This window comes from Azospirillum largimobile (assembly GCF_977007025.2).
Window position 1 is genome coordinate 20,446 of record NZ_CDRMUA020000005.1, and the last position, 12,734, is coordinate 33,179.

Genomic DNA, 12,734 nt, shown 5'->3' on the forward strand with positions numbered 1-12,734 from the left:
AGGGTGGCCGCTGTTTCCGTGTCCATTCCCAGCAGTCACGACCCTACAGGACCGCGCGATGCCGCCCACCGCTGTTCCCCGTCCGGCTGAAGACGCCGCCCATCCGGCCCTGTCGCGGTCGCTCGTCATGCTGATGGCGCTGGCCTGCGGGGTGGTGGTCGCGAACATCTACTATGCCCAGCCGCTGGTCGGACTGATCGGCCCGGCGGTCGGGCTGTCGCCGGAGACCGCGAGCCTCGTCGTCACCCTGACCCAGGTCGGCTATGGCGCCGGGCTGGTGCTGCTGGTCCCGCTGGGCGATCTGCTGGAGAACCGCCGGCTGGTGGTGGTGACACTGTCCAGCACGGTGGCGGCGCTGCTGGTGGCGGCCGTCGCCCCCACCGCATCGCTGTTCCTGGCGGCGGCCTTCCTGATCGGCGTCACCTCCGTCGCCGTGCAGATGCTGGTGCCGCTCGCCGCCCACATGGCGCCGGAGGCCTCGCGCGGGCAGGTGGTGGGCAATGTGATGAGCGGGCTGCTGCTGGGCATCCTGCTGGCTCGCCCGGTGTCGAGCCTGATCGCCGACAGCCTCGGCTGGCGGGCCGTGTTCGGCCTGTCGGCGGTGGCGATGGTGGGGTTCGCCATCCTGCTGTGGCGGGTGCTGCCGCAACGGCGGCCGACGGGCCAATCCAGCTATGGCGCGCTGATCGGCTCGCTCGGGCGGCTGCTGGTGCGCACGCCGGTGCTGCAGCGCCGGACCGTCTATCAGACCATGATGTTCGCCGCCTTCAGCCTCTACTGGACCTCCGTGCCGCTGCTGCTGGCGGGGGCGCCCTTCCATCTCAGCCAGCGGGGGATCGCGCTGTTCGCCCTGTCGGGAGCGGCGGGCGCCCTGGTGGCGCCCATCGCCGGGCGGATCGCCGACCGCGGCTGGACCCGGCCGGCCACCGGCTTCGCGCTGGCGATGGCGGCCTTGTCCTTCTTCGTCGCAAGAGCGGGAGAGGGCTCCATCGCGCTGCTGGTGCTGGCCGGGCTGCTGCTGGACATGGGCGTGCAGATGAACATGGTGCTGGGGCAGCGCGCGATCTATTCGCTGGGGGCGGAGACTCGCAGCCGGATGAACGCCATCTATATGGCGATCTTCTTCCTGGGCGGAGCCGCGGGATCGGCGCTAGCCGGCTATGCCTTCGCCGTCGGCGGGTGGGAGCCGGTGACCTGGATCGGTTTCGTCTTTCCCGCATTGGGCCTGCTGTTCTACCTGACCGAATTCCGCGGGCGGCCTGCCGCCTGACCCGATATCCAAGGAGACGATGCAATGGATCAACGCCCGCTTGGCCATAGCGGCCTGACGGTGTCCCCGCTCTGCTTCGGCGGCAACGTGTTCGGCTGGACCGCCGACGAGGCGACCTCCTTCCGGCTGCTCGACGCCTTCGTCGATGCCGGCTTCAACTTCGTCGACACCGCCGACGTCTATTCGGCCTGGGCGCCCGGCAACGCGGGGGGTGAGTCCGAGACCGTCATCGGCAACTGGATGAAGAGCCGTGGCAACCGCGACCGCATCGTCCTGGCGACCAAGGTCGGATCGGAGATGGGGCCGGGCAAGAAGGGCCTGTCCCCGGCCTGGATCCGCACCGCGGTGGAGGATTCGCTGCGCCGTCTCCAGACCGACCGCATCGACCTCTACCAGTCCCACTGGGACGACCCGTCGACGCCGTTCGAGGACACGCTGGGCGCCTACAAGGACCTGATCGACCAGGGCAAGGTCCGCGCGATCGGCGCCTCCAACCTGACGGCATCCCGCCTGCGCGAGGCGCTGGAGGACAGCGCCCGCACCGGCTTGCCCCGCTATGAGACCCTGCAGCCGGAATACAACCTCTACAGCCGCGAGGGCTACGAGGCGGAACTGGAGGGGATTTGCCGGGAGAACGGCCTGGGCGTCATCAACTACTACTCGCTGGCCGCCGGCTTCCTGACCGGCAAGTACCGCTCCACTGAAGATGCCGGCAAGAGCGCGCGCGGCAACGGTGCGGTGTCGAAATACCTGAACGAGCGCGGCCGGGCGATTCTGGCGGCGCTGGACGAGGTTGCCGGCCGGCATGGGGCGACCCCGGCACAGGTGGCGCTCGCCTGGCTGATCGCGCGCCCCGGCCTGACGGCGCCCATCGTGAGCGCATCGAAGCCCGAACAGATGGGCGACCTGATCGCCGCGGCCAATCTGCGGCTGGATGCCGACGACATCGGGCGGTTGGACCGCGCAAGCGCCTGGTAGGATGGACCAGCCGGCGCGGCGGCGGATCCGTCACTGCGCCGCGCTCCGTTCCCCACCGGAGTGGAACGAATGGAACAGTGTGGAACGGTTTCCCGGCGATGTTCCATTGTTCAACATGCGCCGCTCGACAAGCGCGCAGGCGTCCGGCAGGCCGGAGGCGTGGTGTCGCAGTGGTGTGGGGGCATCGGCGCGGCGGGATGCAGTGGCTGAGCATCGGCACGCCTCCACGGTCGGGAACGGACGGTTCCGTCATACCATGGCGGCAGGGCGAGGCTAAGCGCGGAGCGAAAAATCCCGTGCAGGGAGACCGTCAGCGGCGGACGACGCTGACCGAATGGGTCTTGGGAGCGGACTGGGAGGCGGAGCGGCCGGTGCGGGCGGCGATGGTGGCGCCCTGCAGGTTGCGCTGACCGCGGCGCTGCTGCGCCAGTTCCACCTCGCGGCGGAAATTCGGGCCGAGCGCCTCGTAGGCGGCCTTCAGCTCCGGGTCCTTCATCCAGGATTCACGTCGTTCCATGGTTTCCTCTTGAATTGGCTGGCCCTCGGCGGAACGCCGACCAAGCCTGCGGCATGCCGCCCGTGTCGAAGACGGTTCGGTGACGAGACATCCGATGTGTTTCACAGGATGACTCCCGGCGTCCTTATTTCAAGGCGGGGGCGGCATGACGAAGTGACAGGTTGGGGTGGTGAGTCTTGACTTCAAGATCCCTCCGGCGTCAGGCCGGGTGACTTTTCGAAAGCCTTAACGTCCTGCCTACCCCAAGGTTCCAGCCTAACCCTTTCCCGGCCGCGGGTTCTAGAACCGGCGGCCGGGGAAGGATCGAGAGGATCAGCCCAGCAGTCCGATGTCGCCGTAGGCGATGTGGTCGAAGCCCAGCCCGTAGACCGGCGAGGTCGCCGACAGGCTGAAGTCGTCCGCACCCGGATTGACGAAGCCCGGATTCAGCGTCACCGAGCCCTTGTCGTAGCCGGCAGCCTGCCAGTTCGACAGGGTGCCCCAGGCGCCGCTCGACATCACCTGCGGCCAGGCGTCGAACTCCTTCTCGGCAGTGTTCAGGCTGCTGTAGAAGTTGTTGTGGAGGTTGCCGACGCCGGCCGGGCCGTAGATGTGGACGGCGGTGCCTTCGCGCACGTCGATGACGTTGCCGGAGATGTCGTTCCCGCTCATCACCTTGCCCTTCCAACCGCCCCAGGCGACGTCCTGCTGCAGGCCGATCTGGGCGCCGCTGTTGCCGGCGATGACGTTCTCGGTGACCGTGTTGTTCCAGCCGCCATGCAGGAACACGCCGCCGATGTTGTCGTGGACGACGTTGCCCTTCACCGTGGCGCCGCTGGTCCAGTCGTCCAGATAGATGCCCCAGCTCGCCACGTCGCCCGACGGGTTGGTCGCCGTGGTGCCGGACACGTCGTTGTTGACGATGGTGTGACCGGTCAGGTCCTGCTGGCGGTTGATCAGGTAGATGCCGCCGCCGTCGTTCGATTCCAGGTTGGCGTCGATCACCTTGTTGAAGGCGATGGTCGCCCGGTAGGTGGCGTCGCTGCCGTCCGTCTGGACCGAGCCGACCGCGATGGCCTTCTCCGGCGAGTCCTCGATCTGGTTGTGGGTGATCTTGACGTCGGAGCTGCCGTTGACCCAGATGCCGGCGTCGCCGCGGTCGGCGGCGTTCGGATTCCTGATCAGGTTGTCGGACACCACCGTGGCGTTGGAGCCGGCCTTGACGAAGACCGCCTCGGCGCCGGTGCGATCGAACTGGTTGCCGATGACCTTGCTGTTGGCGCTGTTCTGCACCGTGATGCCGTAACCGCCGCCGGTCACGGTGTTGTTGGCGAAGGTCAGGCCGGCAGCGTTGTCGGCGTAGACATAATGGCCGCTCGCGACGCCGTCGGTGAAGGTCAGGCCTTCGATGGTCACGTTCTTGGCGCCGCCGAGGCCGAACGACACGGACGCCTGCGCGCTGCCGTGGATCACCGCCTTCTCGTTGCCGTAGCCGGAGAAGGTCACGCCGGAATCCTGGCCGTCCAGCCAGACCACGTTCTTCAGGTAATAGTCGCCGCCGCGCACATAGGTGGTGTCGATGGTGGCGTCGGCACGCATGGCGGCCTGCGCCTTCTGCAGCGAGGCGAAGGGGCCATCGGTGCCGGCGGCATTGGGAGCGGCGAGCTTGCCGGACCAGCTGTCGTTGCCGTTCCTGGCGACGTAGAAGCCGGGTTCGGTCGGCGCCGGCACCGTGGGGGCGGGCGTCGGAGTCGGTGTGGGGGTGGGCGTCGGCGTGGGGGTCGGCGTGGTCGTGCCGGCCGGGAAGTCGGAGGCTGGGGCGTTCACCACCAGCGTGCCGTTCCACCACATGCCCTTCTGGCCGGCGATCACGTCCTTGCCGTCGAGCGCGCCCTTGTCATAGGAGACGGCGCTGCTGGTCGGGGCATAGCTGTGGCCGTTGATGGAGATGCTGTTGACGTTCAGGCTGCGGTCCTGGCCGTTGACCATCGCGTCGTTGTCGTACTGGATCTGCACCTTGTGCGCCACGCGATCGGCGGCGTCGGTGGTGAAGGTGAAATTCTTGGCGGTGGTGCCGGCGGTCCCCTCGCCGATCTGCTTGCCGTCGACCAGCACCTTGAAATGGGCGTTCACGCCGCCCGCCGGGGTACCGGACGCGTTCACCACGATGGTGTCCTTGCCCCCGGTGCCCGCCACGGGTGCCGCGGAAACAGGGAAATAGCTCTTGTCGGCATTGACGACCAGCGTGCCGTTCCACCACAGGTTCGACTGGCCGGCGACGATGTCCTTGCCGTCGAGCGCGCCCTTGTCGTAGCTGACGATGCCGGCGGTCGGGGCGATCGCCTTGCCGCCGATGCTGATGCTGTTGACGGTCAGGCTGCGGTCCTGGCCGTTGATGACGGCGTCGTTGTCGTACCGGATCTGCACCTTGTGCGCGGCATCGGCCGTCAGCACGGGGGTGAAGACGAAATCCTTCGCCGTCGTGCCGGCGGTGCCCTCACCCACCTTCTGGCCGTCGACCAGCAGGGTGAAATGGGCGTTCACGCCGCCTGCGGCCTTGCCCAGGGCGTTCACGACGATCTTGGAAGCGGATGTGGCCATCGGTTCGGTGTCCTCGCCTGATGGGCCCGACGGCTCCTTCGCGGATCTGTCGGGCCTGATGTCCGTTTTGGGCCTGAACCCGGGATGTGCGCGGAGGATGGCGAGGTGCCGGGGGATCTTTGTGTGATGTTTGCGCTAAAAGCCGCGGAATCTGCGACAAATTGTGGGCAGTGATATTGGGCGCGGATTCCCGGCATCGTAGTGATTGCACTGCAGCATTTCCGCAACAGCAAGCGGAGCGAATATTGCGGCTTTCCCCTATTCCTGCAGGAAGCCATTGAACGAAAGGTGCTTTTCCCGGATTGTTTGGAATAGCTACAACTGTTCGCCGCCGGAAGAGACGCGGCTACCGCAACGGCCCGGCCACCCCATATGTCCGAAGCCTGTGCGGAACAAGGATTGATCGAGAGATGCACGAGTACAGCGAGCGGTCGCGCCGCCCTGAACAGAACCCCAACCACCGGCCTCTGCCGCCGGGCTGTTTCCGGATGCAGCGGCCCATTCGCTTTTCCCACTGCGATCCCGCCGGAATCGTCTATTTCCCGGTCTATTTCGACATGTTCAACGGGACGGTGGAGGACTGGTTCACCCAGGGCCTGGACATCGACTATGCGACGATGATCCTGCAGCGGCGGCTGGGGCTGCCGATCGTGCATGCCGAATGCGATTTCGTGATCCCCAGCCGCATGGGCGACACCCTGACGCTGGGCGTCCTGCTGGAGCGGCTGGGCCGCAGCTCCGTCAAGCTGCGCATCAACGGCGAGCATGAGGGGCAGGTCCGGCTGTCGGGCAGCCTGACGCTGGTCACCACCTCGCTGGACGACTTCGCCGCAGTGCCGATCCCCGACGACATCCGGGCGGCGATGGAGCGCTATCAGGCGGGCTGCGAGGGGTAAGAGGGGTTGGTTGGCGCCGGTCCCCCTCTCCCCCCCGGGAGAGGGTCGGGGTGAGGGGGACACATTTCGGGATTTCCGCGAAGGTCCTGCCGCGCTACCCCCTCACCCTAACCCTCTCCCCGGGGGGGGAGAGGGGATTATGCCCTCCCTGTGACGGACCTCCATGGACGACCTCGACCGCCGGCTGATCGACCTGTTGACGGTGAATGCGCGCACCAGCACGGCGGCGCTCGGCCGGGCGCTGGGGCTGTCGCGCTCCACCGTTCAGGACCGCATCGCCCGGCTGGAACGGCAGGGGGTGATCGCCGGCTATACGGTCAAGTTGGGCGACCCGGCGCCGCGCCGCGGCGTGTCGGCCCTGGTGATGATCAGCGTGAACGCCAAGCTGGCCGACCGCGCCGTCCACGCCCTGCGCAAGATGCCGGAGGTGATCCGGCTGCACAGCATCAGCGGCCAGTACGACCTGTGCGCCACCATCGGTACCGAGACCCATGACGCGATGGACGCGGCGCTCGACACCATCGGCCGCCTGCCGGGGGTGGAGCGGACGATGTCGTCGATCGTGCTGTCGACGAAGATGGAGCGGTAGAAGACGGCGGAGCGGCGGCAGTGCCACCGCTCCGTTCCGCCCCTGGCAGACTGCCCTCAGGCCTTTCCTTCCATCTGGATGACGCGCAGGTTGTTGGTGGTGCCGGCCTGGGCGAAGGGGATGCCGGCGACGACCACCATGGTGCCGGTCTTGCCGGCGAACTCTTCCGCCCGCGCGGTGGCGATGGCGCGGTCGACCATCTCCTCGTAGGTGCGGATGTCGTCCGACAGGATGCTGTGGGCCCCCCACAGCAGGCAGAGCCGGCGCGACACCGCCGTGTCGGGGGTGATCGCCAGGATCGGCACCTCCGGCCGCTTGCGGGCGATGCGCGCCGCGGTGGTGCCGCTGGAGGTGAAGGCGACGATGGCCGAGGAATGGAGAGCATCGGCCAGATCGGCGGCGGCGGCGGCCACGGCGTGGGGAGGGCTGTGCTCCTCGCCCGGATGGGTCGCCTGGATCAGCGAATGGTAGAGCTTGTGCTGCTCGGTGGAGCGGATGATGCGGTCCATCATCGTCACCGCTTCGACCGGATACTGGCCGGACGCCGATTCGGCCGACAGCATCACCGCGTCGGCGCCGTCATAGATGGCGGTCGCCACGTCCGAGGCCTCGGCCCGCGTCGGGGTCGGGGCGGAGACCATCGAATCGAGCATCTGCGTCGCGACGATCACCGGCTTCACCGCCAGACGGCAGGCGCGCACCAGCTCCTTCTGGCGGCCGGGCACATCCTCGTGCGGAATTTCGACGCCGAGGTCGCCGCGCGCCACCATCACCGCGTCGGACAGGCGGATGATGTCGTCGATCCGCTCCAGCGCCTGTGGCTTCTCGATCTTCGCCATGATGCCGGCGCGGTCGCCGATCAGTCCGCGTCCCTCGATGATGTCGCCCGGCTTCTGCACGAAGGACATGGCGACCCAGTCCATCCCCAGCTCCAGCCCAAAGGCGAGGTCGGCGCGGTCCTTGGCAGTCAGCGGCGACAGATCCAGGATGGTGCCCGGCAGGTTGACGCCCTTGCGGTTGGAGATGGTGCCGCCGACGACCACCCGGGCCTCGATCCAGTCGTCGCCCAGCTCGGTCACCTCGACGCGGACCCGGCCGTCGTCGATCAGCAGGTGGTGGCCCGGCATGATAGCGGCGAAGATTTCCGGGTGCGGCAGCGGAATGGACCGCTTGTCGCCATCGCTGCCCTGAAGCACGAAGCGGATCGACTCGCCGGTGGCGACGGCAATCTTGCCGTCGCGGATGGTGCCGACGCGGATCTTCGGCCCCTGCAGGTCCTGCAGGATGCCGATGGGACGGCCGACCTCCGCCTCCAGCTCGCGGATGGCGCGGTGGACCTTGGCGTGGTCGTCGTGGGTGCCATGGCTGAAATTCAGCCGGAAGGTGTCGACGCCGGCCAGGAACAGGGTCTTCAGCATCTCGGGCGAGTTGCTGGCCGGTCCGACGGTGGCGACGATCTTGGCGCGGCGATGACGGCGCATATGGTTCCGGCCGCGGGGGCCGTCCTCTGTTGGCTGGGCCGTCCGGTGCGCCGGCACAAGCGGCTGCCACCTTGGGAGGACGGCGGGGTGACTGGTCCGCAATGCAACAGCCGGGGCGGGCAACCGTTCGGGTGGCGCCTTACGACCGTTCGCGTGCCATACCAAGGTGTCGTCATTGCCGCCGAAAAGCAAGGCGGCTCACGGAGTTAGAGTTCTTCCAATCGTTCGTGGAGGTCTTCGATTGCGCCGATGCGGGCGCGTCCGGCCTCTCCGGTCAGCGGAATCAACTCGGCGGCGAGCGCGTGGATCACCGCCATCGCCGCGACATGGGTGTCGAGCGCCGCCAAGCTGCGCGTCTCGCAGCGGAAGGTCAGCGGCGGCGGCGGGGCCTCCAGGGCGGAGTGGCTGTCGGCGATCAGGATGGTGGGGATGGCGCGGTCCCGCACGGTGCGCAGCAGCCGGACGATGGCGGGCGGGCGGCGGCGGATGCCGACCAGGAACAGCAGGTCTTCGGGACCGAGATCGGCCAGCGTCTCCGCCATCGTCTCGCCCGCCGCCGTCATCTGATGCACCTCTCCGCGCACCTGGATGAACTGCCAGCGGGCATAGCCGGCCAGGAAGGCGCTGTTGCGGGCGCCGCAGACCCAGATCCGCCGGGCGTCGGCAAGCGCGCGGGCGGCCTGGGCCAGCATCGCCGGATCGGTCTGGCGGGCGGTGGCGGCGAGTGCTTCCGCGCTGCGCTGGAAATGCGCCTCCAAGGGCGCGGGATCGGCGACGGAGACCGAAGCCGGACCGCCGGGAGGCAGCAGGAACAGCGGCGAGCCCCAGTCGCCACCCCGCCGGGCGGCGAGCCGCGCCTCCTCGAAGCCGGGATAGCCGAGGCGGCGGACCAGCCGCGACACCGTCATCTTCGACACGCCGGCCCGGTTCGCCAGTTCCGTCGCCGAATAGCCCGACAGCTCCCCCGGGCAGGCGAGGATGACGTCGGCCAGCTGCCGCTCCGTCCGGCTGAGGTCGCCGTAGCGGTCGCGGATGCGCACGGTCAGGGAGGGATCCGTGGTGGTGGACTGGCTTGCCTGTTTCATGGGCTGAACGCCTCGCAAGATCGGCACATGCGCAAAAAATAAGCGGGGGTGACTGCAACCAGAGCGACGTTACGAATGTAACGGAATTTGCCGGAAGCGGGATAACCGTAACATTTCCGCCCTTTGGCGCACACCCGAATTCGTATGGCGAAAGTGGCACATGCTTTGAAAAGGGGACGCACATCGTCCTTCGCTCTGGAGATCAGGTGCCATGCGGTTTGCAAAGATTCTGGGTGCTCTCGGCCTTGCCACGGCGGTTCTGGCCGGTGGTCTCACAGCAACCGCGAACGCCGATGCGCTGGAACGCATCGCCAAGGAGAAGGTGCTGCGCGTCGCCGTCCCGCAGGACTTCCCACCCTTCGGGTCGGTCGGCACCGACCTGAAGCCGGTCGGCTACGACATCGACACCGCCACCCTGATCGCCAAGGAAATGGGCGCCAAGGTGGAGCTGGTGCCGGTGACCAGCACCAACCGCATTCCCTACCTGACCACCGGCAAGGTCGATCTGGTGATCTCCAGCCTGGGCAAGAATGCGGAGCGCGAGAAGGTCATCGACTTCACCGCCGCCTACGCCCCCTTCTACAACGGCATCTTCGGTCCCGACGACATCAAGGCCGAGAAGCCGGAGGACCTGGAGGGCAAGACCGTCGGCGTCACCCGCGGCTCGGTCGAGGACATCGAACTGTCGAAGATCGTGACCGACAAGGTCACCGTCCGCCGTTACGAGGACAACAACGGCACCATCTCCGCCTTCCTGTCGGGGCAGGTGCAACTGGTCGCCACCGGCAACGTGGTGGCCGCCGCCATCTTCGAGCGCAACCCGCCGCGCCAGCCGATCCTGAAGTTCCTGATCAAGAACTCCCCCTGCTTCGTCGGGCTGAACAAGAACGAGGGGCCGCTGCTGGAGAAGGTCAACGCCATCATCGCCAAGGCGAAGGATGACGGGTCGCTGAACGACATCGCCAAGAAGTGGCTCCACGCGCCGCTGCCGAAGGATCTGTGATCGGCATTTTGCCCCCTCCCTAACCCTCCCCCGCCTCCGGCGGTGGAGGGGACTGCCGCCGCTCTCCCGTAAGGCCCCCTCTCCCGCGATCGGACCGGCCTTCGGCCGGCCGAGAGCGGGGGAGGGATGGGGAGGGGGCAAACCACCGACGGACACTGCTTCATGGCCTACAGTTTCGATTTCTCGTCCCTGTTGGACCACACGCCCGTGCTGGTGGACGGGGTGGTGACCACCATCGGGCTGACCGCGGTCAGCACGGTGCTAGGGGTGGCGCTCGGCATCGGCGGGGCGGCGGCGCGGACCTCCACGGTGAAGCCGCTGGCGGTTCTGGTCGGCGCCTATGTCGAGCTGATCCGCAATACGCCCTTCCTGGTGCAGCTGTTCTTCATCTTCTTCGGGCTGCCGTCGCTGGGCATCCGGCTGGCCGAATGGCAGGCGGCGGTGCTGGCGATGGTCATCAATCTCGGCGCCTATTCGACCGAGATCATCCGCGCCGGCATCGAGGCGACGCCGAAGGGCCAGATCGAGGCCGGGGCCAGCCTGGGCATGACCGGGCCGCAGATCTTCCGCTACGTCGTGCTGGGGCCGGCGATGGCGAAGATCTGGCCGGCGCTGACCAGCCAGGTGGTGATCGTCATGCTGGGCTCGTCCGTCTGCTCGCAGATCGCGGCGGAGGAGCTGAGCTTCGCCGCCAACTTCATCCAGTCGCGCAATTTCCGGCCCTTCGAGGTCTATTTCCTGGCGACCGCGCTGTATCTGGCGCTGGCGGTGGGGCTGCGCTGGATCTTCAGCCTGATGGGCCGGCGGATGTTCGCCAAGGGGGTGTCGCGTGCTTGAGTTCACGCTGTGGGACATCCTGTCCAACCTGCTGCTGGCGGCGCGCTGGACGGTGCTGCTGTCGCTGATCGCCTTCGTCTCGGGCGGGGTGGCGGGGCTGCTGCTGCTGCTGGCGCGGGTGTCGCCGGTGCCGCCGCTGCGCGTCGCGGCGAGGCTGTTCATCGAGGTTTTCCAGGGCACGCCGCTGCTGATGCAGCTGTTCATCGTCTTCTTTGCATTGCCGCTGATCGGCATCGAGACGACGGCCTGGACCGCCGCGGCCGTCGGGCTGACGCTGTTCACCGCCGCCTATCTCGCCGAGATCTGGCGCGGCTGCGTCGAGGCGGTGCCGAAGGGCCAGTGGGAGGCCTCTGCCAGCCTCGCCTTGACCTTCGGGGAGCAGATGCGCCACGTCATCCTGCCCCAGGCGCTGCGCATCGCCGTGCCGCCGACCGTCGGATTCTCGGTGCAGGTGGTGAAGGGCACGGCGGTGACCTCCATCATCGGATTCGTCGAGGTGACGAAGGCCGGCACCATGATCACCAACGCCACCTTCCAGCCCTTCCTGGTCTATGGGCTGGTCGGGCTGATCTATTTCGCCCTGTGCTACCCGCTGTCGCTGTCGGCCAAGGCGCTGGAAAGGAAGCTCAATGTCGCCCGTTAACACGCCCGTCGCCGGTGGGCCCGCCACCGGCAGGCCCCTGGTGAAGCTGTCCGCCATCCGGAAGTCCTTCGGCCCGGTGGAGGTGCTGAAGGGCGTCGACATGGCGGTGCAGGAGGGGCAGGTCGTCGCCATGATCGGCCGCAGCGGATCGGGCAAGAGCACCCTGCTGCGCAGCATCAACGGGCTGGAGCGCATCGACGGCGGCGTCATCGAGGTAGATGGCGAATGCGTCGATCCCGGCCAGATCGACCTGCGGGCGCTGCGCCAGAAGGTCGGCATGGTGTTCCAGCAGTTCAACCTGTTCCCCCACCTGACCGCCGGCCACAACGTCATGCTGGCGCTGAAGGTGGTGAAGAAGCAGGACAAGGCCGCCACACGCGCCGCGGCGGAAGCCGCGCTGGCCAAGGTCGGGCTGGGCAACAAGTTCGACGCCTATCCGTCCCAGCTGTCGGGCGGCCAGCAGCAGCGCGTCGCCATCGCGCGGTCGCTGGCGATGGCGCCCAAGGTTCTGCTGTGCGACGAGATCACGTCGGCGCTGGACCCCGAACTGGTTGCCGAGGTTCTGTCCGTCGTCCGCCGGCTGGCGGAAGAGGGCATGACGCTGATCCTGGTGACGCACGAGATGCGCTTCGCCCGCGAGGTCTGCGACCGGCTGGTCTTCATGCATGGCGGCCGCATCATCGAACAGGGGCCGCCGGCCGAGCTGTTCGACCGGCCATCCACGCCCGAACTCGCCCAGTTCATCGGCATGGTCGAGGCGCGCTGAGCGGCGCGCCCGCACTCCATCGCTGCCCTTGCCTGTCCCGCCCCGTACGCCCATGCGTGCGGGGCGCTCTCGTGCGTGCGGATGATAGG

Annotated in this window: 12 protein-coding genes; 8 read left to right on the top strand and 4 right to left on the bottom strand. The window is 67.7% G+C overall.

The window, feature by feature from the left end:
• Positions 1 to 58 precede the first annotated feature (58 nt).
• Together ACWPKK_RS24840 and ACWPKK_RS24845 are read left to right on the top strand one after the other, a co-directional pair.
• On the top strand, positions 59 to 1,270 hold the full coding sequence (locus tag ACWPKK_RS24840) for an MFS transporter (RefSeq protein ID WP_452009717.1): 1,212 nt from the start codon (positions 59 to 61) through the stop codon (positions 1,268 to 1,270).
• A 24-nt stretch (positions 1,271 to 1,294) separates the two neighbouring features.
• Positions 1,295 to 2,248: an aldo/keto reductase gene (locus tag ACWPKK_RS24845; RefSeq protein WP_452009720.1), complete on the top strand. Its 954-nt coding sequence runs from the start codon at positions 1,295 to 1,297 to the stop codon at positions 2,246 to 2,248.
• 310 nt (positions 2,249 to 2,558) lie between these two features.
• Here the strand turns inward: ACWPKK_RS24845 and ACWPKK_RS24850 are convergent, their stop codons facing one another.
• Together ACWPKK_RS24850 and ACWPKK_RS24855 are read right to left on the bottom strand one after the other, a co-directional pair.
• The gene (locus ACWPKK_RS24850) at positions 2,559 to 2,765 is read right to left on the bottom strand and encodes a hypothetical protein (protein ID WP_452009723.1); all 207 of its coding nucleotides are present in this window, start codon (positions 2,763 to 2,765) and stop codon (positions 2,559 to 2,561) included.
• A gap of 312 nt (positions 2,766 to 3,077) precedes the next feature.
• Positions 3,078 to 5,345 (bottom strand): carbohydrate-binding domain-containing protein, encoded by a 2,268-nt coding sequence (locus ACWPKK_RS24855; RefSeq protein WP_452009726.1) that lies wholly within the window; start codon positions 5,343 to 5,345, stop codon positions 3,078 to 3,080.
• Positions 5,346 to 5,755: 410 nt separating this feature from the next.
• On the opposite strand from ACWPKK_RS24855, the gene ACWPKK_RS24860 reads away from it, so the two are divergent.
• Positions 5,756 to 6,241: an acyl-CoA thioesterase gene (locus ACWPKK_RS24860; RefSeq protein ID WP_452009729.1), complete on the top strand. Its 486-nt coding sequence runs from the start codon at positions 5,756 to 5,758 to the stop codon at positions 6,239 to 6,241.
• Between the two features lie 163 nt (positions 6,242 to 6,404).
• Positions 6,405 to 6,830, top strand: coding sequence for an Lrp/AsnC family transcriptional regulator (locus ACWPKK_RS24865; protein ID WP_452009732.1), 426 nt, complete (start codon positions 6,405 to 6,407; stop codon positions 6,828 to 6,830).
• Positions 6,831 to 6,886: 56 nt separating this feature from the next.
• Here ACWPKK_RS24865 and pyk read toward each other — a convergent pair whose 3' ends face one another.
• Both pyk and ACWPKK_RS24875 read right to left on the bottom strand, forming a co-directional pair.
• The gene (gene pyk / locus ACWPKK_RS24870; RefSeq protein WP_452009735.1) at positions 6,887 to 8,311 is read right to left on the bottom strand and encodes a pyruvate kinase; all 1,425 of its coding nucleotides are present in this window, start codon (positions 8,309 to 8,311) and stop codon (positions 6,887 to 6,889) included.
• Positions 8,312 to 8,517: 206 nt separating this feature from the next.
• The gene (locus tag ACWPKK_RS24875) at positions 8,518 to 9,396 is read right to left on the bottom strand and encodes a MurR/RpiR family transcriptional regulator (protein ID WP_452009738.1); all 879 of its coding nucleotides are present in this window, start codon (positions 9,394 to 9,396) and stop codon (positions 8,518 to 8,520) included.
• 211 nt (positions 9,397 to 9,607) lie between these two features.
• Here ACWPKK_RS24875 and ACWPKK_RS24880 point away from each other — a divergent pair, with 211 nt between their 5' ends.
• From ACWPKK_RS24880 to ACWPKK_RS24895, 4 genes are all read left to right on the top strand, one after another.
• Entirely contained in the window at positions 9,608 to 10,399 is a 792-nt protein-coding gene (locus ACWPKK_RS24880; RefSeq protein WP_452009740.1) for a transporter substrate-binding domain-containing protein, read from the top strand.
• A gap of 162 nt (positions 10,400 to 10,561) precedes the next feature.
• Positions 10,562 to 11,236, top strand: a complete 675-nt coding sequence (locus ACWPKK_RS24885; RefSeq protein ID WP_452009743.1) for an amino acid ABC transporter permease — start codon at positions 10,562 to 10,564, stop codon at positions 11,234 to 11,236.
• Positions 11,229 to 11,879: an amino acid ABC transporter permease gene (locus tag ACWPKK_RS24890; protein WP_452009745.1), complete on the top strand. Its 651-nt coding sequence runs from the start codon at positions 11,229 to 11,231 to the stop codon at positions 11,877 to 11,879. The genes ACWPKK_RS24885 and ACWPKK_RS24890 overlap by 8 nt, the downstream gene beginning before the upstream one ends.
• The gene (locus ACWPKK_RS24895) at positions 11,866 to 12,645 is read left to right on the top strand and encodes an amino acid ABC transporter ATP-binding protein (protein WP_452009748.1); all 780 of its coding nucleotides are present in this window, start codon (positions 11,866 to 11,868) and stop codon (positions 12,643 to 12,645) included. The genes ACWPKK_RS24890 and ACWPKK_RS24895 overlap by 14 nt, the downstream gene beginning before the upstream one ends.
• Positions 12,646 to 12,734: the final 89 nt, after the last annotated feature.